General features: G+C 58.7%; 20 protein-coding genes and 1 riboswitch. Of the genes, 13 read left to right on the top strand and 7 right to left on the bottom strand.

What is annotated here, in order from left to right; genetic code table 11:
* Positions 1–58 precede the first annotated feature (58 nt).
* The gene (hldE, locus tag SERAS12_RS21955; RefSeq protein WP_013814630.1) at positions 59–1,489 is read left to right on the top strand and encodes a bifunctional D-glycero-beta-D-manno-heptose-7-phosphate kinase/D-glycero-beta-D-manno-heptose 1-phosphate adenylyltransferase HldE; all 1,431 of its coding nucleotides are present in this window, start codon (positions 59–61) and stop codon (positions 1,487–1,489) included.
* 25 nt (positions 1,490–1,514) lie between these two features.
* A complete protein-coding gene (gene yjeH, locus SERAS12_RS21950) occupies positions 1,515–2,765 on the top strand; it encodes an L-methionine/branched-chain amino acid transporter (RefSeq protein ID WP_013814629.1) in 1,251 nt (416 codons plus the stop codon).
* A gap of 32 nt (positions 2,766–2,797) precedes the next feature.
* On the opposite strand, the gene ubiK is transcribed toward yjeH, so the two are convergent.
* The gene (gene ubiK / locus SERAS12_RS21945) at positions 2,798–3,076 is read right to left on the bottom strand and encodes a ubiquinone biosynthesis accessory factor UbiK (RefSeq protein WP_004948322.1); all 279 of its coding nucleotides are present in this window, start codon (positions 3,074–3,076) and stop codon (positions 2,798–2,800) included.
* A gap of 145 nt (positions 3,077–3,221) precedes the next feature.
* Positions 3,222–3,383, top strand: a riboswitch (FMN riboswitch).
* A 112-nt stretch (positions 3,384–3,495) separates the two neighbouring features.
* Here ubiK and ribB point away from each other — a divergent pair.
* Positions 3,496–4,149, top strand: a complete 654-nt coding sequence (gene ribB / locus SERAS12_RS21940; protein WP_013814628.1) for a 3,4-dihydroxy-2-butanone-4-phosphate synthase — start codon at positions 3,496–3,498, stop codon at positions 4,147–4,149.
* A gap of 66 nt (positions 4,150–4,215) precedes the next feature.
* Here ribB and SERAS12_RS21935 read toward each other — a convergent pair whose 3' ends face one another.
* Positions 4,216–5,748, bottom strand: a complete 1,533-nt coding sequence (locus SERAS12_RS21935) for an alkaline phosphatase (RefSeq protein ID WP_013814627.1) — start codon at positions 5,746–5,748, stop codon at positions 4,216–4,218.
* 255 nt (positions 5,749–6,003) lie between these two features.
* On the bottom strand, positions 6,004–6,771 hold the full coding sequence (gene zupT, locus SERAS12_RS21930) for a zinc transporter ZupT (protein ID WP_041416399.1): 768 nt from the start codon (positions 6,769–6,771) through the stop codon (positions 6,004–6,006).
* 208 nt (positions 6,772–6,979) lie between these two features.
* On the opposite strand from zupT, the gene ygiD reads away from it, so the two are divergent.
* Positions 6,980–7,762 carry a 4,5-DOPA dioxygenase extradiol gene (ygiD, locus tag SERAS12_RS21925; RefSeq protein WP_013814625.1) on the top strand — a complete coding sequence of 261 codons (783 nt, stop codon included), beginning with the start codon at positions 6,980–6,982 and terminating at the stop codon, positions 7,760–7,762.
* A 57-nt stretch (positions 7,763–7,819) separates the two neighbouring features.
* Here the strand turns inward: ygiD and SERAS12_RS21920 are convergent, their stop codons facing one another.
* Together SERAS12_RS21920 and SERAS12_RS21915 are read right to left on the bottom strand one after the other, a co-directional pair.
* Positions 7,820–8,980 (bottom strand): glutathionylspermidine synthase family protein, encoded by a 1,161-nt coding sequence (locus SERAS12_RS21920; RefSeq protein ID WP_013814624.1) that lies wholly within the window; start codon positions 8,978–8,980, stop codon positions 7,820–7,822.
* A gap of 3 nt (positions 8,981–8,983) precedes the next feature.
* Positions 8,984–9,649, bottom strand: coding sequence for a DUF1190 family protein (locus SERAS12_RS21915; protein ID WP_013814623.1), 666 nt, complete (start codon positions 9,647–9,649; stop codon positions 8,984–8,986).
* Positions 9,650–10,002: 353 nt separating this feature from the next.
* Here SERAS12_RS21915 and SERAS12_RS21910 point away from each other — a divergent pair, with 353 nt between their 5' ends.
* The 4 genes from SERAS12_RS21910 to dhaM are packed head-to-tail and all read left to right on the top strand — an operon-like array spanning position 10,003 to position 14,316.
* Positions 10,003–11,109 (top strand): glycerol dehydrogenase, encoded by a 1,107-nt coding sequence (locus tag SERAS12_RS21910; protein WP_013814622.1) that lies wholly within the window; start codon positions 10,003–10,005, stop codon positions 11,107–11,109.
* A gap of 52 nt (positions 11,110–11,161) precedes the next feature.
* Complete coding sequence (dhaK, locus tag SERAS12_RS21905; protein WP_013814621.1) at positions 11,162–12,232, top strand: dihydroxyacetone kinase subunit DhaK; 1,071 nt, start codon at positions 11,162–11,164, stop codon at positions 12,230–12,232.
* Between the two features lie 9 nt (positions 12,233–12,241).
* Positions 12,242–12,874: a dihydroxyacetone kinase subunit DhaL gene (gene dhaL / locus SERAS12_RS21900; protein ID WP_013814620.1), complete on the top strand. Its 633-nt coding sequence runs from the start codon at positions 12,242–12,244 to the stop codon at positions 12,872–12,874.
* Positions 12,875–12,885: 11 nt separating this feature from the next.
* On the top strand, positions 12,886–14,316 hold the full coding sequence (gene dhaM, locus SERAS12_RS21895) for a dihydroxyacetone kinase phosphoryl donor subunit DhaM (RefSeq protein WP_013814619.1): 1,431 nt from the start codon (positions 12,886–12,888) through the stop codon (positions 14,314–14,316).
* A 9-nt stretch (positions 14,317–14,325) separates the two neighbouring features.
* Here the strand turns inward: dhaM and dhaR are convergent, their stop codons facing one another.
* Together dhaR and tolC are read right to left on the bottom strand one after the other, a co-directional pair.
* Positions 14,326–16,275: a dihydroxyacetone kinase operon transcriptional regulator DhaR gene (dhaR, locus tag SERAS12_RS21890; protein ID WP_013814618.1), complete on the bottom strand. Its 1,950-nt coding sequence runs from the start codon at positions 16,273–16,275 to the stop codon at positions 14,326–14,328.
* A 150-nt stretch (positions 16,276–16,425) separates the two neighbouring features.
* On the bottom strand, positions 16,426–17,928 hold the full coding sequence (gene tolC, locus SERAS12_RS21885; RefSeq protein ID WP_013814617.1) for an outer membrane channel protein TolC: 1,503 nt from the start codon (positions 17,926–17,928) through the stop codon (positions 16,426–16,428).
* Between the two features lie 284 nt (positions 17,929–18,212).
* Between tolC and nudF the strand changes: the two genes are divergently transcribed.
* The 5 genes from nudF to parE all read left to right on the top strand — a co-directional run bounded on the left by nudF (position 18,213) and on the right by parE (position 22,679).
* The gene (nudF, locus tag SERAS12_RS21880; RefSeq protein WP_004948289.1) at positions 18,213–18,848 is read left to right on the top strand and encodes an ADP-ribose diphosphatase; all 636 of its coding nucleotides are present in this window, start codon (positions 18,213–18,215) and stop codon (positions 18,846–18,848) included.
* On the top strand, positions 18,845–19,270 hold the full coding sequence (locus tag SERAS12_RS26355) for a DUF1249 family protein (RefSeq protein ID WP_004948286.1): 426 nt from the start codon (positions 18,845–18,847) through the stop codon (positions 19,268–19,270). The genes nudF and SERAS12_RS26355 overlap by 4 nt, the downstream gene beginning before the upstream one ends.
* Before the next feature lie 27 nt (positions 19,271–19,297).
* On the top strand, positions 19,298–20,125 hold the full coding sequence (cpdA, locus tag SERAS12_RS26350; protein WP_013814616.1) for a 3',5'-cyclic-AMP phosphodiesterase: 828 nt from the start codon (positions 19,298–19,300) through the stop codon (positions 20,123–20,125).
* A complete protein-coding gene (gene yqiA, locus SERAS12_RS21865) occupies positions 20,125–20,706 on the top strand; it encodes an esterase YqiA (protein WP_004948280.1) in 582 nt (193 codons plus the stop codon). Before cpdA ends, yqiA begins: the two co-directional genes overlap by 1 nt.
* 77 nt (positions 20,707–20,783) lie before the next feature.
* Positions 20,784–22,679, top strand: a complete 1,896-nt coding sequence (parE, locus tag SERAS12_RS21860; RefSeq protein ID WP_013814615.1) for a DNA topoisomerase IV subunit B — start codon at positions 20,784–20,786, stop codon at positions 22,677–22,679.
* Positions 22,680–22,749 lie beyond the last annotated feature (70 nt).

Raw genomic sequence — 22,749 nt, 5'->3', positions numbered from 1 at the left:
CGGACGTCTGTGGTAATATCTGCGCCACTAAAATTTTGGACTTTTTTGGAGTTATCGGATGAAAGTTACGCTGCCTGATTTTCGCCGCGCCGGAGTATTGGTGGTGGGTGACGTCATGTTGGATCGCTATTGGTATGGCCCGACCAGCCGCATTTCACCGGAAGCGCCGGTGCCGGTGGTCAAGGTTGATACCATCGAAGAGCGTCCGGGCGGTGCGGCTAACGTGGCGATGAACATCGCTTCGCTGGGCGCTAACTCACGTCTGGTGGGCCTGACCGGCATTGATGACGCGGCGCGGGCGCTGAGCGCCAAGCTGAACGAAGTGAACGTACGCTGTGATTTTGTTTCGGTGCCGACGCACCCGACCATCACCAAGCTGCGCGTGCTGTCGCGTAATCAGCAACTGATCCGTCTCGATTTCGAAGAAGGTTTCTCCAACGTCGATCCGCAGCCGATGCTGGAACGTATCCAGCAGGCCCTGCCGCACATTGGCGCGCTGGTGCTGTCTGACTACGCCAAAGGCGCATTGAGCCAGGTGCAGAGCATGATCCAACTGGCACGCGCCGCCAAGGTGCCGGTGCTGATCGATCCAAAAGGCTCCGATTTTGAGCGTTATCGCGGCGCGACGCTGCTGACGCCAAACCTGTCCGAGTTTGAGGCGGTGGTAGGCCACTGCAAAGACGAAGCCGAATTGGTTGAACGCGGCATGAAACTGGTGGCGGATTTTGACCTTTCCGCGCTGCTGGTTACCCGCTCCGAGCATGGCATGACGCTGCTGCAACCGGGTATTGCGCCGCTGCATCTGCCAACGTTGGCGCAGGAAGTGTTTGACGTGACCGGTGCCGGCGATACCGTGATTGGCGTGTTGGCTGCTGCTCTGGCTGCCGGTAATACGCTGGAAGAGTCCTGTTTCCTGGCCAATGCCGCCGCCGGCGTGGTGGTGGGCAAGCTGGGGACCTCGACCGTTTCGCCAATCGAACTGGAAAACGCGGTGCGCGGCCGTGCCGAAACAGGCTTTGGCGTGATGACCGAAGCCCAGTTGAAAACTGCCGTGGCGCAGGCTCGCCAGCGCGGTGAGAAAGTGGTGATGACCAACGGCATCTTCGACATCCTGCATGCCGGCCATGTTTCCTATCTGGCGAATGCCCGCAAAATGGGCGATCGCCTGATCGTGGCGGTGAACAGCGATGCGTCCACCAAACGTCTGAAAGGCGAAACCCGTCCGGTCAACGTACTGGAAAACCGCATGATCGTGCTCGGCGCGCTGGAAGCGGTGGACTGGGTCGTGCCGTTTGAAGAAGACACCCCGCAGCGCCTGATCGCCGACATCCTGCCGGATCTGTTGGTGAAAGGCGGTGACTACAAGCCTGAAGATATCGCCGGCAGCGCCGAGGTGTGGGCCAACGGCGGCGACGTCAAGGTACTGAACTTTGAAGACGGCCTGTCGACCACCAACATCATCAAGGCAATCAAAGACGGGCGTGGTTAACGCCTGCTGAAAATGGCGGTGGTCAGTGAGTGGACTGAAGCAGGAACTGGGGTTGGCGCAGGGCGTTGGGTTATTGTCCACTTCGTTGCTGGGTACCGGAGTGTTTGCCGTTCCGGCACTGGCGGCACAGGTAGCGCAAGGCGATAGCCTGTGGGCCTGGCCGGTGCTGATTGTGCTGGTATTCCCTATCGCCATCGCTTTTGCGGCTCTGGGTCGCCACTTCCCCAGTGCCGGTGGCGCTGCACACTTTGTCGGTATGGCGTTTGGCCCACGCATGGCGAAGGTCACCGGCTGGTTGTTTCTGTCGGTGATCCCGGTTGGCCTGCCGGCCGCCTTGCAAATTGCCGCCGGGTTCTGGCAAGCCACGCTCGGTTGGAGCGCCAACGGTCTGCTGCTGGTACAGATCGCCACGCTGGTGGCGATTTGGCTGTTGGGGACGCGCAGCGCGGGCTCCAGCGCCAATATTCAAACGCTGATCGCCATTCTGGTGGTGGGGTTGGTGGCCGCTATCTGGTGGCGAGGCGATATCTCGCCTGCCCAAATCCCCTGGCCTGCAATAGACGAAATTTCTCCTCCCAATTTGTTCCATGCGTTGGCGGTGATGTTCTGGTGTTTTGTCGGGCTTGAAGCGTTCGCGCATTTGGCAACCGAATTTCGCAACCCCGAGCGCGATTTCCCGCGTGCGCTGCTGCTTGGCATGTTAGTCGCCGGGGCGGTCTATTGGGGCTGCACCGTGGCGGTGCTGCATTTCCACGCTTACGGCGAACATCAGGCTGCCGCGGCGTCGCTGCCCGGCATCGTGGTGCAATTGTTTGGTCAGCATGCGCTGTGGGTTGCCTGCATCATTGGTTATCTGGCCTGCTTCGCCAGCGTGAATATCTATACGCAGAGCTTTGCCCGGCTGGTGTGGTCGCAGGCGCAGGATCGGCCGTCCAGCGCATTGGCCAAGCTGTCTGCCGGGCAAGCACCGGTCAACGCATTGAGCGCGGTGGTGGGCTGCTGCCTGCTGTTCACCTTGCTGATTTATACGCTGAAACTGCCGCTGGATACGCTGCTGGTGTATGCCAATGGCATCTTTGTGCTGATTTATCTGCTGTGCATGCTGGCGGGGTGCCGAATTTTGCACGGGCGTTCGCGGTTGATGGCGGTGGCGGGTTTGGTGCTGTGCCTGTTACTGATGGTGATTATCGGCTGGAAAAGCCTGTATGCGTTGGGGATGTTCGCGCTGATTTGGCTGGTGTTGCCGCGCAGGCCGCGAGCGGCGATTGGCTCCTGATAAGGGCGCGGTATCGCGCCCTTGGCGACATCTTATTCAGCGTCTGGCTGTTGCGCTGCCGGTGCTGCGTTCAGCTTGCTTTCCAGCTCGCTCATACGCTGTTCCAGTAACGCCAGTTTTTCACGGGTGCGCAGCAGCACCTGAGTTTGCACGTCGAACTCTTCGCGGTTGACCAAATCCAGGCGAGTGAGCTGCGACTGCAGCACCTGACGGATTTTCTTCTCGACGTCTTCCCCGAATTCACGAACGCCTTTAGGCATGGACTCATGAACCTGGCGTGCGATCTGTTCAATTTTTTTCGGGTCAATCATGGCGTATCCCTTTCAGAGTTTAATAGCTGTTGCCTAGTGTAATGCGAGTTGCCCGCCGGATAAACCAATAACCGCATTCTCCGCAGGGGGCCGAATTGTGCTTTTGCCAATTGCCCTGATTAATCATTAGCGTTATAGTCAGAATGCTTATTCTCAGGGCGGGGTGCAAGTCCCCACCGGCGGTAAATCACCTTCTACGGTGAAAGCCCGCGAGCGCTCAGCCAGTCTCTTGTAGTTTGGTTAGAGGTCAGCAGATCCGGTGTAATTCCGGGGCCGACGGTTATAGTCCGGATGGGAGAGAGTAACGGTATCTGCCGGGCTTGCGCCCGCTTGCGTTATTTTTTTAGCTATTGTTGTAGCTACTCCTCAAGATCGCCCTGGTTCTGGTAATCCATAATTTTCTAATGAGGTTTTTTACCATGAATCAGACGCTACTTTCAGATTTCGGCACGCCGGTAGAACGCGTTGAACGCGCTCTTGAAGCATTGCGCAACGGGCGCGGTGTGATGGTGCTTGATGATGAAAATCGTGAAAACGAAGGTGATATGATCTTCGCCGCAGAAACCATGACCGTTGAGCAAATGGCGCTGACCATTCGTCACGGCAGCGGTATCGTGTGCCTGTGTATCACCGAAGACCGCCGTCAGCAGCTTGAGCTGCCGATGATGGTGACCAACAACTCCAGCCAGTTCCAGACTGCCTTCACCGTGACTATCGAAGCGGCGCAGGGCGTGACGACCGGCGTTTCCGCCTCCGACCGCCTGACCACGATTCGTGCGGCAGTGGCCGATAACGCCAAGCCGAGCGATCTGAACCGCCCTGGCCATGTGTTCCCGCTGCGTGCGCAGCCGGGTGGGGTGCTGAGCCGCCGTGGCCACACCGAAGCGACTATCGATCTGGTGGCCATGGCCGGTTTCAAACCTGCCGGCGTGCTGTGCGAGCTGACCAACGACGATGGCAGCATGGCGCATGCTCCGGAAGTGATCGCGTTCGCCAGGAAGCATGATATGACTGTGCTGACCATCGAGGATCTGGTGGCTTACCGTCAGGCCCACGAGCAGAAAGCCAGCTGATTTAGCCTGGTCTTCGCCGATAAAAAAAGCCGCGTAATGCGGCTTTTTTATCGGCTTAACAAAGGGCTACAGATTTGACAGACGTTCGCCGATACGGCTGGCGTGGTTCATCACATGAAACGTGTAGTTCTCCTCGACCGTGCCCTGGAACAGATGCGACCAAGGGCCGATGGCGTAGATGCCAAGATCCTCCCCCCCATGCGTTTCGCTCTTCATCGGCACCAGCGCCGGCTGGATAAAGTCGGGTACGCTGGCCTGCTCCATGGTGAGTGCTGGGCGCTCCGGTAGCGGAATGACACCGCCGGGGCCGTTGGCGAAGCTGACCGTGGTATAGGGCTTGCCGTCGCTGCCCAGCAGCGGTTTGCCGTTGACGCCAATTGAGATGCCGAGGATCGGATTGCCCCGTTTGGCATAGCCGGCAAGGGTGAGCGTATGGCTATGATCGCCGGTCACCACCACCAGCGTCTCGTTCAGGTCAACTTTGCCGATAACGGTTTTTACCGCTTCATTGAGGGCCACCGTATCGGTCAGGGTGCGATAGGCATTGCCGTTATGGCTGCCGTGGTCAATACGCCCGCCCTCAACCAGCAACAGATAGCCCTCGGGGTTTCTGGCCAGAATATCGATGGCCTTACCGGTCATTTCGGCCAGAGAAGGCTCACCTGCGGCATCTTCCCGCCGATCGTGGTCGAAGTTCATATGTGACGGTTCAAACAGGGCCAACAGATGATCAACCTTCGTGGAGTCGATCCGATCGAACTGCGCTTGATTCCACACGTAGCTGCCGCGTTCACCATAGCGTTTTAGCCAGGCTTGCGTCAGGTCACGACCATCCTTCCTGTTGCCTTTTTTAGCGGAGTATTCAGGGTCGGTTGCGCTCTCCGGCAGGAAGTTGGCGCGCCCGCCGCCCATGGCGACGTTGAGGCCGTTGCCGTATTTCATCTCAACCAACTGACGAGCAATATCGCTGCAGCCGGCGGCCAGGGCTTCGGCCGGCATTTTTGCATCGGACTCCCAGTCTCGGTTAGCGATATGGGCATAGGTGGCGCCGGGAGTGGCATGGGTGATGGTCGCGGTGGTGACGGCTCCGGTGGACATGCCGAGGGAGGCGGCCATCTCCCACAGGGTGGTGACCGTTTTGGTTTTCTGATCCTCGCAGTTGTTAAGGCTCGCCGTATGGTCCAGCCCCATCAAGTCATTGAGGGTTTTGACGCCGGTGGTCATGGCGACTGCGCTGGGGGCGGAGTCGGTTATCTGGGCATTGGCAGAGTAAGTTTTGGCTGCAGCCAGGTAGGGGAAGGCTTCCCATGCCAACACGTTAGATTCGCCGTCGACTCTGCGTTGTTGCCCTTCGAAAATGCGTGCTGCGGTAACGGTTGAAAACCCCATTCCGTCGCCAACGACCAGAATGACGTTTTTCGCCCGATGGGTATTCTTAGGCTGTGCCAGCCTTTGTTGCAGCTGTTCCTGCGCCTGTTTGAAGTAAGGATCTTCGCGCTGTACCAGTTGAGCTTTTTCCTCTGCGCAGACGGTTGCTACCCACCCGGTGCATAAGGTAGCGGAAAGAGCCAGGTGGGTTGCCAGTGTGGATCTGAACATGAATTCCTCCTTGTTGTGCTTGAGTTCCGTGTTGCCGAGCGCGGAGGGTACGACGTTTTCACCGTAGCGCCGGAACCTGCCGACGGGGAGCCGGCAGAGAAATTCATTGTATATTTTGAATTAACAAATCATATGCAATTTGTTCACAATTTAGACCTGTGTGGCAGTAATGCTTTGATATTCATAAGGGTTATGAATTGAGTGGAAGGTATTCGATTTGGCGGGGTTGGGTGGCCCCGCCAGTCAGAATCGGCGTTAACCGATGCCGCCGCTTTGCAACAGCGTCAGGCTGAACCCCATGACCGCCATCCCGCATAATACGCCGTAGCTGGGGTTGTTGTGTGGGTCGATCTCTTTGGCCAGCGGCATCAATTCATCTACCGACAGCGCCACCATAATACCGGCCACGGCTGCCATAATCGACGCCATCACCACCGGCGAGATCATCGGGCCTAACAGCAGGAACGCCAGCACGCCGCCGAGAATTTCCGCCATGCCGGAAATGCCCGACCACAGCAGCGCTTTGGTTTTTGAGCCGGTGGCGGCATACACCGGTCCGGCAACCGCCAACCCTTCAGGAATATTGTGGATGGCGACCGCCAGCGCGACACCCATCCCCAATTCCAGATCGGCGCTGGCGGTAACGAAGGTAGCGACGCCTTCCGGGAAATTGTGCAGGCTGATGCCGAGTGTCAGCAGCATTGCGGTGCGTTTCAGGTTATAGGGAGTGAGCGGCTTTTGCTGTAAATCCTGTGGATGCTGATGTGGCAACATGCGGTCCAGCGCAAAATACCCCAAGAGGCCGAGCATAAACATGCCGTAGCCCAGTATCGGCGACATACCCTGGGTGTGCAGCGCCGCAGGCAGCATTTCCATCAATGAAATCAGCAGCATAATCCCGGCGGCAAAGCCGAGGGCAAAGGCCAGCATCCTGTTGGACGGTTTTTGGCCGATGATACCGAACAGGGCGCCGACAAAGGTGGCACCGCCGGCCAGCAGGGTCAGGATCAGGGGTACTGACAGAATAGCCTCCTTATATGCTGCTAATTAGTGTTTATTTTCTGATACTAACAGAGTCACAGCTGAAATCGAGCGGGTTTGACGGATGACTTCGATTGTTTAAACCATTCAAATTTATTGAAGATCATCATCATGGTTATCCGGCTGTGTTGCTGTGGCAAACGGCGTAATCTGGTTAGCAGAACGTAAGATGACTAACCAAGGATTATGTATGAACACCTCTCGTATGCCTGCTCTTTTCCTCGGTCACGGTAGCCCGATGAACGCGCTGGAAGAAAATCGCTACACCCTGGCATGGCGTGCGCTGGGTGAAATGCTGCCGCGTCCAAAAGCCATCGTCGCCGTTTCCGCGCACTGGTACACCCGTGGCACCGCGGTTACCGCGATGGAAAAGCCAAAAACCATCCATGATTTTGGCGGTTTCCCGCAGGCGCTGTTTGATACTCGGTACCCGGCGCCGGGCTCTCCTGAACTGGCGGCGCAGTTGCAGCAGTTGCTTGCGCCGATTGAGGTCACGGCGGATGTCAGCGAATGGGGGCTGGACCACGGCACCTGGGGAGTCTTGATCAAGATGTATCCCGACGCGGATATCCCAATCGTACAACTCAGTATCGACGGCACCAAACCGGCTGAATATCATTACCAACTGGGGCGCAAACTGGCGGCGCTGCGTGAGCAGGGGGTGATGATTGTCGCCAGCGGCAACGTGGTGCATAACCTGCGAATGGTGAAATGGCAGGGGGATACCACCCCTTATCCGTGGGCGGAGTCCTTTGACAAGTTCGTGCGCGATAATCTGAATTATCAGGGGGATAATCATCCTCTGGTGAATTTCATGCAGCATCAGGGAGCGGCGTTGTCGAACCCGACGCCGGAACATTATCTGCCGTTGCTGTACGTGCTGGGCAGTTGGGATGGCGAAGAAGCGATATCCGTGCCTGTGGACGGCATCGAGATGGGCGCTTTGAGCATGCTGTCGGTGCAGGTCGGTTAAATAAAAAACGCCAGTCTCAGACTGGCGTTTGCATTTTAGGTCACTGGCGAGTCCCCGTCAGCCGAGGATGATGTGCGGGTAGAAACGCGACAGATCCTGGGTGATCAGCTCGCGATCTTCACGCAGGCCGATACCGCAGGGTTGATCGTCCACCAGCCAACTGCCGATCAGCGTATAGCTGCCCTCGAACTGCGGCAAGGGGTGGAACTGTTGCACAATCATGCCTTCTTCGCCGTACGGGCCGTCAACGCGTGCCACTTCCTGACCGTTCTGCACGATCTGGATATTGGCGCCTTCGCGTGAGAACAGCGGCTTGGTGACGTAGTGATCGAGCTGCGGATGTTCGTCCTGCGCGAAGTAGGCCGGCAGCAGGTTCGGGTGATCCGGGAACATTTCCCACAGCATCGGCAGCAGCGCCTTGTTGGAGATAATGCTTTTCCAGGCCGGCTCCAGCCAGCGCACGCCGGCATCTTCCAGCTTGGTGGAGAACATCTCGCGCAGCATAAACTCCCACGGGTAGAGCTTGAACAGATTGCCGATGACCTGGTCTTGCAGATCGGTAAACTGGCCCTTTTCGCCAAGACCAATGTCTTCCATAAACAGGAACTCGGTCGGCACGCCGGCTTCCTGCGCGCAGTCCTGCAAGTATTGCACCGTACCGCGATCTTCTTCGCTGTCCTGGCAACAGGCCAGATGCAGCAGACCGAAGCCGTGGTGCGCTTTCAGATCGGCAAAACGCTCAATCAGCTTTTCTTGCAGGCTGTTGTACTGATCGGACTCCGGGCTGAGATTGCCGGCGTTGATCTGGTCTTCCAGCCACAGCCATTGGAAGAAGGCCGCTTCATACAGCGAGGTTGGCGTATCGGCATTGTTCTCCAGCAACTTGGGTGGATTGACGCCGTCGTAGGCCAGATCGAGACGCGAATACAGCGAAGGTTGGCTGGTGCGCCATGAGCTGCGTACGAAATCCCAGGTGTGCTTCGGGATCTGGAATTTGGCCATCAGCGCATCGCTGCTGACCACTTTCTCCACCACTTGCAGGCACATCTGGTGCAGCTCGGCGGTGGCGCTTTCAATCTCTTCGATTTGCGCCAGCGTAAACTGGTAATAGGCATCCTCACACCAGTATGGCTCGCCATACATGGTGTGGAATTTGAAGCCGAACTCGGTCGCTTTTTCACGCCAGTTCGGGCGCTCGGTAATCGCAACGCGTTTCATGCCTTAACCGCCCATGCTGCGTGAGCTGCCGGAGGTGGCGCTGCTGCGCTGCATGCTGGTCTGCTTGGCCACGGATTCGCCAAAGCCACCGCGGGTAACGGTGTTGGTTACCGCCGGTTTTGGCGCCATCGCGGTTTTCGGCACCGTCATGGTGCGGCCGCCTGCAGTGGCCGGGCCGTAGCTCTTGCCGGTGGCGTCAACGAACTTGCCGTTGGCTGGGCTGGCGGCGTTTTTGGAGGTGAACAGCGGCTGTTGGGCAAAGCCGGAGCCGCCCATCATGCGGCCCATCATGTAGCCTGCCATCAGTGGCATCCAGAAGCTGCCGCTGCTTTGCGATTCTGCCGCCATGCCGGCCTGCGCCGGAGCGGGTGCCTGAGTACACTGCGCTTCACCGAACTCGGCGACGCAGTCTTCACGGGTGGCGTATTTAGGCGCGGTTTTTTCGGCTTCTTTCAGGGCGTTGTTATAGGCGGTGGTGCACTGCTCGCTCATGGAAGGGTTAGTGCGCGAACACTCGTCGGCATTTTGATACATCGAGACCGTTTCATCCGCTTTTTCACAGCCGGCCAGCATAAAGACTCCGCTGATTGCCAAGGCTACGGGCGCAACGCGGTAGCTGCGCCAGGATTTGCGGAACGTCTCTTGGTTGATGTTTTTTGTCCGTTTCATCGTTATTAATCCCATCAGTCGGGCTGTTTTCGCCCTTTCCCAGTAGTGGCGGTAAGAATAGGGGAAAGATGGTCAAAATTAAAGCTGAAACGCCCGTAGAATCCACTCTTTACGCAGTTATACGTTAGGCTGTGCGCCAGCTCGCTTTACCGGCTGGAAAAGCGGCGGCAGAGTTTCATTATGAAACGGTGGAGTGGCTGTTATGTTCCATAATGGAACAAAAACGCAGTCTGTCGAAAAGCTCTCCGTTAGCCCTATAGTCAGTGCATAACAACGCGACGGCACAAGACCGGACGCATCATCACCTGATATCTGAACGTTACCATCGCCAATTTCCCCACAAGGATCCGGTTATGTTGAGAATCATCCAGTCTCCAGGCAAGTACATTCAGGGCGCCCATGCACTGGTCGCCGTGGGCCAATACGCGAAAGCGCTTGCCGACCATTATTTCGTGATTGCCGACGACTTCGTCATGAAGCTGGCGGGCGATACCCTGATGGGCAGCCTGCAACAGCACGGGGTGAAACATCACGCCTGCCTGTTCAACGGCGAATGCTGCCATAAGGAAATCGACCGGTTGGGGCGCGAACTGAAGGCCCATGGCTGTCGCGGCGTGATTGGCGTCGGCGGCGGCAAAACCCTCGATACCGCCAAAGCCATCGCGCACTACCAGCAATTGCCGGTGGTGTTAATCCCCACCATTGCTTCCACCGATGCGCCGACCAGCGCGCTGTCGGTGATCTACACCGAACAGGGCGAATTTGCCGAGTACCTGATCTACCCGCGCAACCCGGATATGGTGGTGATGGACAGCGCGATTATCGCCAAGGCACCGGTGCGCCTGTTGGTCGCGGGAATGGGCGATGCGCTTTCCACCTATTTTGAGGCGCAGGCCTGTTTCGATGCTCAGGCAACCAGCATGGCGGGCGGCAAATCGACGCTGGCGGCGCTCAGTCTGGCGCGGCTGTGCTATGAGACGCTGCTGGCAGAAGGCGTCAAAGCCAAACTGGCGGTTGAGGCCGGGGTGGTGACGGAAGCGGTCGAACGTATTATCGAGGCCAATACCTATTTGAGCGGCATTGGCTTTGAAAGCAGCGGGCTGGCGGCGGCGCACGCTATTCACAACGGTTTCACCGTGCTGGAAGAGTGTCATCACCTGTACCACGGCGAGAAAGTGGCTTTCGGCACGCTAGCGCAACTGGTGCTGCAAAACAGCAGCATGGCGCAGATCGAAACGGTGCTGGATTTCTGCCACCGCATCGGCCTGCCTGTCACGCTGGCCGAGATGGGCGTTAGCGGCGATGCGGCAGAGAAAATCATGGCGGTTGCCGAAGCCAGCTGCGCCACCGGCGAAACCATCCACAACATGCCGTTCAAGGTGACGCCGGCCAGCGTGCAGGCCGCAATCTTGACGGCAGACCGGCTGGGCAGCGCCTGGCTGCAACAACACCAACGCTGATAATGCAGGGGCGCAGCAGGCTGCGTCCCATTGGCTAAACGAGGAAATGACCGTGAAAAAACTGATCAATAAGGTTGAGTCGGTACTGGAAGAGCAATTGCTGGGGCTGGCGGAAGCGCACCCTGAACTGCTGGTGCATCAGGAGCCGGTGTTCGTGACCCGCGCCGACGCGCCGGTAGCGGGCAAGGTGGCTATCCTGTCCGGCGGCGGCAGCGGCCACGAGCCAATGCATTGTGGCTTTGTCGGCGAAGGCATGCTCGACGGCGCCTGCCCTGGGGAGATTTTTACCTCGCCGACGCCGGATAAAATGTACGAATGCGGCCAGGCAATCGACGGGGGGGCCGGGGTGTTGTTGCTGATCAAAAACTACACCGGCGACGTGTTGAACTTCGAAACCGCCACCGAACTGCTGCATGACAGCGGCACCCAGGTGGCGACGGTGCTGGTGGACGATGACGTGGCAGTCAAAGACAGCCTGTTCACCGCCGGCCGGCGTGGGGTAGCGAATACCGTACTGATGGAAAAACTGCTCGGTGCAGCGACGGCGCGTGGCGACGATCTGGACACCGTGGTGACGCTGGGCCATAGGATCAACAATCAAGGGCATTCGATTGGCATCGCGCTGGGTGCCTGTACCGTCCCCGCAGCCGGCAAGCCCTCGTTTGTATTGGCGGAAAACGAGATGGAGTTCGGCGTCGGTATTCACGGCGAGCCGGGCATTGCGCGGCGTCCGTTCACCGGCCTCAACGCGGCGGTGGATGACATGTTCCATACCCTGATCGAACACGGCCATTACCAGCGCACCCTTCGTGCCTGGGATCGCCGGCAGGGTGAATGGCGCGATGAAGTGCAGACCAAGCAGCCGCTGACGCGCGGTGACCGGGTGATTGTGTTGGTGAACAATCTGGGGGCGACGCCGCTTTCCGAGCTGTACGGCGTTTATCACCGGCTGGCGGAGCGCTGCGCCGAGGCGGGCATGATCGTTGAACGCAGTCTGGTGGGATCCTATTGCACCTCGCTGGACATGCAGGGGGTATCGATCACCCTGTTGAAGGTGGATGACGAACTGTTGGCATTGTGGGATGCGCCGGTGAAAACCCCTGCGCTGCGCTGGGGTTGCTGAGGAGGATTTATGGCATTAACGAAACAACAGATAGTGGACTGGCTGATGCGTTGCGGCGAGGTGTTTACCCAGCAGCGTGACTTTTTGACCCGGCTGGATACCGAGATCGGCGATGCCGACCACGGTCTGAACATGAACCGCGGCTTCAACAAGGTGGTGGAAAAGCTGCCGTCGGTGGCGGATAAAGACATCGGTTTTATCCTTAAAAACACCGGTATGACGCTGCTGTCGAGCGTTGGCGGCGCCAGCGGCCCGCTGTTCGGCACTTTCTTTATTCGCGCGGCACAGGCGGCCAATGCCAAGCAAAGTCTGGATCTGGCGGAGCTGCATCAGTTGATGCAAGAGGGCGTAGAGGGCGTGGTGATGCGTGGCAAGGCGGAACCGGGCGACAAAACCATGTGCGACGTCTGGTGGCCGGTGGTGGAAAGCCTCGGCCAGTCGGCGCAGCAGCAGTTGAGCGTGGCAGAAGCCTTGCAGCGCGCCAGTGAGCGGGCGGAACAGGCGGTGGAGGGCACCATTATTCTGCAAGCGCGTAAAGGGCGGGCCAGCTACCTGGGTGAGCGCAGTATCGGTCATCAGGATCCGGGCGCCACCTCGGTGATGCTGATGATAAAAACGCTGGCCGAGGTTGCCGGCCACTAGCAGGAGGCGAGATGATCAATATCGTTGTAGTTTCCCACAGCGCGCAGTTGGCGCGCGGGGTTGAAGAGCTGGCGCTGCAGATGATGCGTGGCGACGGCTGCAAACTGGTGCTGGCGGCGGGCGTCGATGACGCCGAGCATCCGATAGGCACCGATGCAATCAAGGTCATGGAAGCCATTGAGTCGGTGGCGGACGGTGAGGGTATTGTAGTGCTGATGGATTTGGGCAGTGCGTTGCTGAGTGCCGAAACTGCGCTCGATCTGCTGGACTCGCAGTTGGCCGCCAAAGTGCGACTGTGTTCGGCACCGCTGGTTGAGGGGACGCTGGCTGCGGTGGTCGCCGCCAATTCCGGCGCCGGGCTGGAACAGGTGTTGGCAGAAGCGCAGGGCGCGCTGCTGGCCAAGCAGGCGCAACTGGGTGAAGCCGTGCCTGCGGCAAAAAGCGTTGAATTGCCGTTGACGCAGGGAAAAAGCATCAGTTGGACGGTGCAGAACCCGCATGGGTTACACGCCCGACCGGCGGCGCGGCTGGCGGAAGCGCTGGCGCCCTTTGAGGCCGAGCTGGTGTTGGAAAAACAGGGGCAATGCGCCAATCCGCGCAGCCTCAATCAACTGGCGTTGCTGCAGGTGCGACACGGCGACACCGTTCGGTTGATTGCCGACGGCCCGCAGGCTGAGCAGGCGCTGGCGGCGTTCAGGGCACTGGCGGAACAGCACTTTGGCGAAACGGTATCAGAGCAGCAACTGCCCTCGCTGCACGGCATCCCGGTAGCGGAAAGCGTGACCAGCGGCCCGGTGTTGCAGGCGCTCAGCTTTTGGCCGACGGTGACCGAGCGCCCGATTGGCGCGGACGACGTGCTGACCGAACAGCAGCGGCTGCGCGAGGCGCTGCAGCATACCCTGAGCGATCTTAGTCGGCTGGCGGAGCGTACCGGCACATTGATTGGCAAGCCGCAGGCGGCGATTTTCGGCGCGCACAGCATGCTGCTGGACGATCCGGATCTGCAACAGGCGGCCTATACGCGCATTGCTCAGCAACAATGTTGCGCCGAGCAGGCCTGGCGGCAGGAAATGGAGGCGATCATCGAAGATTATCGCGCGTTGGACGATGAGTACATGCGGGCGCGCGAACTGGACGTGCGGGACATGCTGCGCCGTACTCTGAGCCATCTGCAACAGCAGCCGTTGCTGCCGATTACGCTGACTGCGCCCTCGATACTGGTGATGGATGAACTGATGCCTTCCGACGTGGTGATGCTCGATCGTCGCCTGGTGCTCGGCATCTGCCTGAGCGGCGGCAATGCGCTGTCGCACAGCGCGATCCTGGCGAAAGCGATGGGCATCCCGATGGTGGTCGGCATGAACGACTGTATGAGCAAAACCCGCAGCGGCCAGAAAGCGATGCTGGACGCGGCGCGCGGGGTATTGCAGCTCAGCCATTGAGTGCGGCTATCAGGCACGTAGCTTAAATTGCCTGATATCAATTTGATATTGTTTGATTTTTCGCCACAGCGTGGTGCGGCCGATGCCCAACAGCTGTGCCATTTCGTTGAGCTGCCCGCGGCTGACGTTGGCCGCGCGAATGATTGCCTGGCGTTCCATTTCCGCCAGCGTCAGCAGCGGCATACCCGGCTGCGGTTCGTTTTCCAGCAGCGGCTGGTGGCTGAGCAAGTGCTCGGGCAAGTCCGCTAACTGGAGATGGTGGCCGTGGCAAATCATCGCCGTGCGCTCAACCACGCCTTTCAGCTCCAGATCGTTGCCGGGCCACAGATACAGGCCAAGCTGGGCCATGACTTCATCATCGACCCGGAACCGGCACTGGAAATGCTGTTCCAGCGCACGCAGGTGGTGCTTTACCAACAGCGGAATGTCGCTCAGCCGCTGGCGCAGCGCCGGGATCTGGATCTCGAACGCTTGCAGGCTGTAAAACAGCTGGCGGCGGAAGCGGTTCTGCTGCACCAACAGCGGCAGATTGGCGGCGCTGCCGGCGATCACCCGGACATCGACGGGGATCACCCGGTTGGAATTAAGCCGCATCACCACACCGGTTTTCAGCACCTGCAGCAGTGCCGACTGCATTTCCGCCGGCAGATACTCAATCTGCTCCAGGTACAAGGTGCCGCCGTTGGCCAGTTCAAACTTGCTGAGCTGGCCCGCTTCCTCCTCACTGGCGTCGCTGCCCAGCAGTTCGCGCAGCCCCTGCGCTTCCGGCAACAACTGGCAGTTGAGCGCGATATATGGCCCAGCGGCGCGTTCGCTGGCGTTGTGGATTGCCTGGCTGAGCAACTCCTTGCCGACCCCTTCTTCGCCGCACAGCAGGATCGGGTGCTGGCCCTTTGCCGCCTGCTGGCCGTAGCGGATCAGACGGCGCATTTCCAGAGAAGCGGAAGGCATCTGTTCAAAGCTGTGGCTGACGCGACCCAGCTGGCTGCTGACGTACTGGTGTAGCCGTTCAATCGGGTGCAACAGGGCGATAAAACTGCATCGCTCGCCGTCGAAGATCGGTTTTAGGGTCAGCAGCGCGGCGATAAACTGCCGCTGGCTTTCGAAGGTGACCTCAACATGTTGCAGCGGCTGGCGCTGGGCGATGGCCCGCTTGAGCAGGGCGGGCAGCGTCAGCAACTGCGTCAAGGGTTTGCCCTGGCTTTGCTGTTCGTCCAGCTTCAGCAGGGTGGCGGCCCGCTGGTTGATGTATTGCAGGTAGCCGCGATGGTCCCAGGCCATCACCCCGTCATCTACCCCGTCAAGCAAACCGTAAAGCTGGTTCAGGTGACGGTTGGATTCCGCCAGCAGGCCGTCGGCGTTCAGCGAGTTGCCTATCTCGCGTGCGATCGCCAGCGTCAGTGACAGATCGCCGGCGGCGGAATCAGCCAGCAGGCAGCCTAGCGCAATCGAGCCGCGCTGGCGGCCGCTGTTGTCATAAACCGGCGTGGCGCAGAATGACCAGTCGTGCAGTGCCTGGCGCACATGCTCGCTGCCGCTCACCTGTATCGGGTGGCCTTCTGCCGCCGCCAGCGAAGGCGCGTTGGTGCCAATGTCCCCCTCGGCCCAATAGGCGCCGGGGGTAAATCCCAATTGCTGCAGGCGTTCACGCGTCAGGGCATCGCCGCACAGCCACAGCATGCAGCCGCTTTCGTCGAGGATCATCAGCAGGCAGCGACGGGGCTCCATATATTCGCAGGCGTCTTCCAGCGCCGCCTGGCCCAGCGTCAGCAGATCGTTTTTACGCTGGCAGATAGAGTTGAAGGTGGCGCCGAGCGCACAGTGCGGCGCTTTCCACACGGGGGGCTGCATCAGGCTGCGACAGCGCAGCCAGGAAGCATAGATTGCCGGCGCAGGGCGTTGTGCGGGCGGCAATACGCCATCGGCCATCAACTGTTGCCAGCTTGAGGTGTTCTCCATGGGATCCCATCCGGACTGAGATAAGGCAGTGGCGCCGATGATACCACCGCAGGGCGGGGGGCTGGCTGTGAGGCGGTGGGCAGAACCGGCATTGAGGCAAAAAAAACGGGGCGCGGCAGATGCCAGGCCCCGTGTTCAGCAGTGCGCGAATCAGTTGCGGAATGGGTTACCGCTGTTGCTGCGCGTCGGCTGGGTAGTGGTGATCGCCGGCGCAGATGCGCGGGTAGCGACCGGTGCCGGTGCAGCCGTTTGCGGCGCAGGGGCATTGCCGTTATAACCTTCCGCGTAAGCGTCTTGCGCGGTGGTCGGCGGCGCTACTACATCTTGCGAGGTAGAAACCGGTTTGCCCAACGCACCGTTCAGCAACAGCAGGTCATTTTCATTCAGCGTGCCGAGCGCGGACTTGATGTTCAACTGGTTGATCAGATAGGTATAACGCGCGCTGGAGAGCTGCTGCTTGGCGTTATACAGCGTGGTGGTGGCATCCAGCACGTCAACGATGGTACGGGTACCCACCTGGTAACCGGCTTCCATCGCATCCAATGAACTCTGAGCAGAGATCACGGCCTGTTTGTAGGCATTGATGCTGCTGATCGACGCGTTCACGTTGTTGAATGACGAACGCACGGTCTGCACTACGCTGCGGTGCGCGCTTTCCAATTGCTCACTGGCGCCGACGAAGTTGTACTGCGCCTGTTGCACCTGTGAATTGGTCTGACCGCCGCTGTACAGCGGGAGATTGAAGCTCAGCCCCACTTTGTTTTCGCCGGCATCGTTATCCGTAGTAATGCTACGGGAACCGCTGTACCTGTTGTTGGACACGGCGGTTGAAGCGCTGAAATCAACGGTCGGCATATAGCCGGTTTGCGCTGATTTGATCTGCTCGCGCGCCAGATCCTGGCTCAGACGGGCGGAAAGCAGGCTCAGGTTGCGGCTTTCGGCTTCTTTCAGCAGATTATTCACCGCTTCCGGACGCTGGGTGCTGAAGCGATCGGTATTCAACGAGGCCAGTTCCGGGTAGAAGGTGCCGGTCACCTGGCGCAGTTTTTCCAGCGCGTTATCCAGGGTGTTGCGAGCGGTCACTTCGGCCGCCAGCACGGTGTCGTAGTTGGAACGGGCGTTCTGCACGTCGGTGATCGCCACCAGGCCCACGTTAAAGCGTTGGGTGGTTTGATCCAGCGTGCGGTAAACCGCCTGCTTTTGCGCCTGCGTATAAGACAGCGAGTCGATCGCGCTCAGCACGTTGAAATAGGCGGTGGCGGTGTCGAGGATCAGCTGTTGCGACGAGGTTTGGAAGGTCACGTCGGAGATACCGGCGGTTTTTTCCTGCAGCGTCAGTGCGCGCCATTTCGACATGTCGAAAATGGTTTGGGTCAGCGCCAGCGAGCCGCTGGTGGTGTTGCCGTTTTGGTCACGGTTGTCGCGATAGCCATAGCTACGGTCATAACCGGCGCTCAAACCCAACTGCGGCAGCAGCGGGCTGCGCGCTTCGTTGATTTTTTCGAATGCGGCGTCACGGTCAGCGGCAGTCTTGCGCAGATCCGGGTTACTTTCCCTAGCCTGTTTGTAAACCTGCAGCAGGTTCTCTGCCTGGCTCATTGCACTGAAGCCGCCCAGGCTCAGTCCGATAAGAAGGGGGAGCAGTTTCTTCATTTGCATTCCTTGTTGTGCAGCAATATTGCTATGTTAGCGCTGACGATAGACGAAATAGTTGCCGATTCTAGCAGAGTCTGTTGTTCGCATAAGGTGGCTGAATGTGCCATCTCGCGTATCTTTTGCCTTTCAGACCGCCGTGTTTACTTTGGTTCAACTGGCCGAGCACGTTACACCTGATATCATGGTTCACAATCTAGCATAAAGCTGCGGAAGATTACCCCGCCGTTTCTGTCATCAAAACTGTTTATTTTATCGGCATACTCACGCAGGAGAATTCGCTTATGAACCACTCACAGCCGTCGCCCGTTACTCTCGATAAAAATGATGTAGAAATTATTGCACGTGAGACGCTTTACCGTGGTTTTTTTTCACTCAATCTCTATCGGTTCCGCCATCGCTTGTTCAACGGCGACATGAGCCCGGAGGTGAAGCGCGAGATTTTCGAACGCGGCCATGCGGCGGTGCTGCTGCCCTATGACCCGGTGCGTGACGAAGTGGTGCTGATTGAACAACTGCGGATCGCCGCGGTCGATACCAGTAGCTCCCCCTGGCTACTGGAAATGGTGGCGGGTATGATCGAAACCGGCGAGAGCGTTGAAGACGTGTGCCGCCGTGAAGCGCAGGAAGAGGCCGGCGTCGAGGTCGGGCGCTGCAAACCGGTGCTGAGCTACCTGGCAAGCCCCGGCGGCACCAGCGAACGGTTGTCAATCATGGTGGGCGAGGTGGACGCGACCACTGCCGAAGGCATCCATGGGTTGGAAGAAGAGCATGAAGATATCCGTGTCCACGTCGTCAGCCGCGAACAGGCTTACCGTTGGGTTGAAGAAGGCGCGATTGATAACGCCGCATCTGTGATTGCATTGCAGTGGCTGGCGTTGCACCATGAATCGTTAAGAAAAGAGTGGGCCAACCAATGAAACAGCGCTATACCCCTGATTTCCCGGAAATGATGAGATTGTGTGAAACCAACTTCGCGCAATTGCGTCGCTTGCTGCCGCGCAACGATGAAGTGGGCGAAACGGTGACTTATCAGGTGAACGGTGCCAGCTATCGTCTGACTATTGTTGAATCCACGCGCTACACCTCGTTGGTGCAGATAGAGCAGACCGCACCGGCGGTCAGCTATTGGAGCCTGCCCGCCATGACGGTGCGGCTGTATCATGACGCGATGGTTGCGGAAGTGTGTTCCAGTCAGCAGATCTACCGCTTTAAAGCGCGTTATGATTATCCCAATAAAAAGTTGCATCAACGCGACGAAAAGCATCAAATTAACCAGTTTCTTGCTGATTGGTTGCGCTACTGTTTGGCGCATGGAGCAATGGCGGTTCCGGTTTGTTAGGTAGACTGAAATAACAAAGGACACCATTTGGAAAGCCTGTTTAAACTGACCGTGGCAAGTGGGGCCAGGGTCAGGATTCTGCAAATAACAGATACCCACCTTTTTGCCGGCGAAAACGAGACCTTGCTCGGCATCAATACCTATCGCAGTTACCACGCGGTGCTGGACGCCATTATGGCGCAGCAGCGCGATGTTGATCTGGTTGTCGCCACCGGCGACTTGGCTCAGGATCATTCGCTGGCTGCTTACCGGCACTTTGCCGAAGGTATTGCGCGGTTGCCTGCGCCTTGCGTCTGGCTGCCGGGCAACCATGATTTTCAGCCGGCGATGGTCGATGCGCTGGCCGCCGCAGGCATTGCCCCGTCAAAGCAGGTGCTGTTGGGCGAGAACTGGCAGGTGTTGCTGCTGGACAGCCAGGTGTTTGGCGTGCCGCACGGTGAGCTGAGCGACTACCAGCTCGAGTGGATGGAGCGCTGCCTGCAGGCCCATCCCGAGCGTTATACGTTACTGCTGCTGCATCATCATCCGTTGCCTTCCGGTTGCACCTGGCTCGATCAGCACAGCTTGCGCAACCCGCACATGCTGGGCGCGGTGCTGCTGCGCTACCCGAACGTAAACACCGTGGTGTGCGGGCATATTCACCAGGATCTGGATCTGGAATGGCAGGGCCGCCGTTTGCTGGCATCGCCTTCCACCTGCGTGCAATTCAAGCCGCACTGCACCAATTTTACCATCGACGACGTTTCGCCCGGTTGGCGCTATCTCGATCTGCTGCCGGACGGTCGCGTCGAGACCCAGGTTTTCCGCTTGGAAAACGATGATTTTCGCCCCGACATGGATTCGGAAGGGTACTGATGTCGACGCTACTTTATTTGCACGGTTTTAACAGTTCGCCGCTCTCGGCCAAGGCAACCTCTTTCAAGGCGTGGCTGGCTGAGAACCACCCGGACATCGAGATGCTGGTGCCGCAATTGCCGGTTTTCCCGGCCGATGCCGCCGAGATGCTTGAAAATATGGTGATGGAGCGCGCCGGGCAGACGTTGGGCGTCGTGGGTTCCTCGCTGGGCGGATACTACGCCACCTGGCTTTCACAGTGTTTTTCACTGCCGGCGGTAGTGGTTAACCCCGCTGTGAAGCCGTTTGAGCTGTTGATTGACTACCTTGGCAAAAACGAGAACCCCTACACCGGTCAACAATATGTGTTAGAGTCACGTCACGTTTACGATCTGAAAACGATGCAGATCGATCCCTTGGAGTCACCGGATTTAATCTGGTTGCTGCAACAAACGGGCGATGAAATTCTCGATTATGGGCAGGCGGTGGCCTATTACACTGCGTGCCGGCAAACGGTGGAGTCGGGTGGAAACCACGCCTTCGTCGGTTTCGAGCACTACTTCCCCCAGATTGTGGATTTTTTAGGGCTAAACGCTGTGTGAATAAGCGAGTTATACCCTGCGGCTTGAAAGACGACGGGTATAGGCACCTTCCTTCTAACCACGAAAAAAATTCAACGATGACTCAATCCACCTATAACGCTGATGCCATTGAAGTCCTCAGCGGTCTAGAACCAGTGCGCCGTCGTCCCGGCATGTATACCGACACGACGCGCCCAAATCACCTCGGCCAAGAGGTGATCGATAACAGCGTCGATGAAGCCCTGGCAGGCCATGCCAAGCGCATCGACGTGATTCTGCACGCCGATCAGTCACTGGAAGTGATCGACGACGGCCGCGGTATGCCGGTGGATATCCACCCTGAAGAAGGCGTCCCGGCGGTTGAGTTGATCATGTGTCGTCTGCACGCGGGCGGTAAATTCTCCAATAAAAACTACCAGTTCTCCGGCGGCCTGCATGGCGTGGGGATTTCGGTGGTTAACGCCCTGTCGACGCGGGTGGAAGTCAACGTTAAGCGTGACGGCAACGTCTACAGCATCGCCTTCGAAAACGGCGACAAGGTGCAAGAGCTGGCGGTGACCGGCAGCTGCGGCAAACGCAATACCGGCACCAGCATCCACTTCTGGCCTGACGAGAAGTTCTTCGACAGCCCGCGCTTCTCGGTTTCGCGCCTGAGCCACCTGCTGAAAGCCAAAGCGGTACTGTGCCCCGGCGTTGAAATTTACTTTATCGACAAGCTGAACAATACCGAGCAACGCTGGTGTTATCAGGACGGTCTGACCGATTACCTGATGGAAGCGGTCAACGGCCTGATCACCCTGCCGGAAGCGCCGTTTATCGGCAACTTCGCCGGCGATACCGAAGCGGTGGATTGGGCGCTGTTGTGGCTGCCGGAAGGCGGCGAGCTGTTGACGGAAAGCTACGTTAACCTGATCCCGACCATGCAGGGCGGCACCCACGTTAACGGCCTGCGTCAGGGGCTGCTGGACGCCATGCGCGAATTCTGCGAGTTCCGCAATATCCTGCCGCGCGGCGTGAAGCTGTCCGCCGAAGACATCTGGGACCGCTGTGCCTACGTGCTGTCGGTGAAGATGCAGGATCCGCAGTTCGCCGGGCAGACCAAAGAACGCCTGTCGTCGCGCCAGTGCGCGGCCTTCGTTTCCGGCGTGGTGAAAGACGCCTTCAGCCTGTGGCTGAACCAGAACGTACAGGCGGCGGAACAACTGGCCGAGCTGGCTATTTCCAGCGCCCAGCGCCGTCTGCGCGCCGCCAAGAAAGTGGTGCGCAAGAAGCTGACCAGCGGTCCGGCTCTGCCGGGTAAACTGGCGGACTGTACGTCGCAGGATCTGAACATGACTGAACTGTTCCTGGTGGAAGGGGACTCGGCGGGCGGTTCAGCCAAGCAGGCTCGCGATCGCGAGTATCAGGCCATCATGCCGCTGAAGGGCAAGATCCTGAATACCTGGGAAGTGTCCTCGGACGAAGTACTGGCCTCGCAGGAGGTGCATGACATTTCCGTGGCGATCGGCATCGATCCGGACAGCGAAGACCTCAGCCAACTGCGTTACGGCAAAGTCTGTATCCTCGCGGATGCGGACTCCGACGGCTTACACATCGCCACGCTGCTGTGCGCGCTGTTTGTACGCCACTTCAGTTCGCTGGTGAAGGGCGGCCACGTGTATGTGGCAATGCCGCCGCTGTATCGCATCGACCTCGGTAAAGAGGTGTTCTACGCGCTGGATGAAGAAGAGAAAGCCGGCGTGCTGGAACAGTTGAAGCGCAAAAAGGGCAAACCGAACGTTCAGCGCTTTAAAGGGCTGGGCGAGATGAACCCGCTGCAACTGCGTGAAACCACGCTCGACCCCAATACCCGTCGTCTGGTACAGCTGACGGTGAGCGATGACGATGTGGCCCAGACGCTGGCGATGATGGACATGCTGCTGGCCAAGAAACGTTCTGAAGATCGCCGTAACTGGCTGCAGGACAAAGGCGACATGGCCGATCTTTCCGTCTGATTCTGATCTCTTGTCAGGCCCGGCTTCTGCGCCGGGCCTTCTTCCCGCAGGGGTGCGGCAGGCCGCACCC

This window comes from Serratia sp. AS12 (assembly GCF_000214195.1).
Lineage (GTDB): Bacteria > Pseudomonadota > Gammaproteobacteria > Enterobacterales > Enterobacteriaceae > Serratia > Serratia plymuthica.
This window is presented reverse-complemented; position numbering and strand designations above follow the sequence as displayed.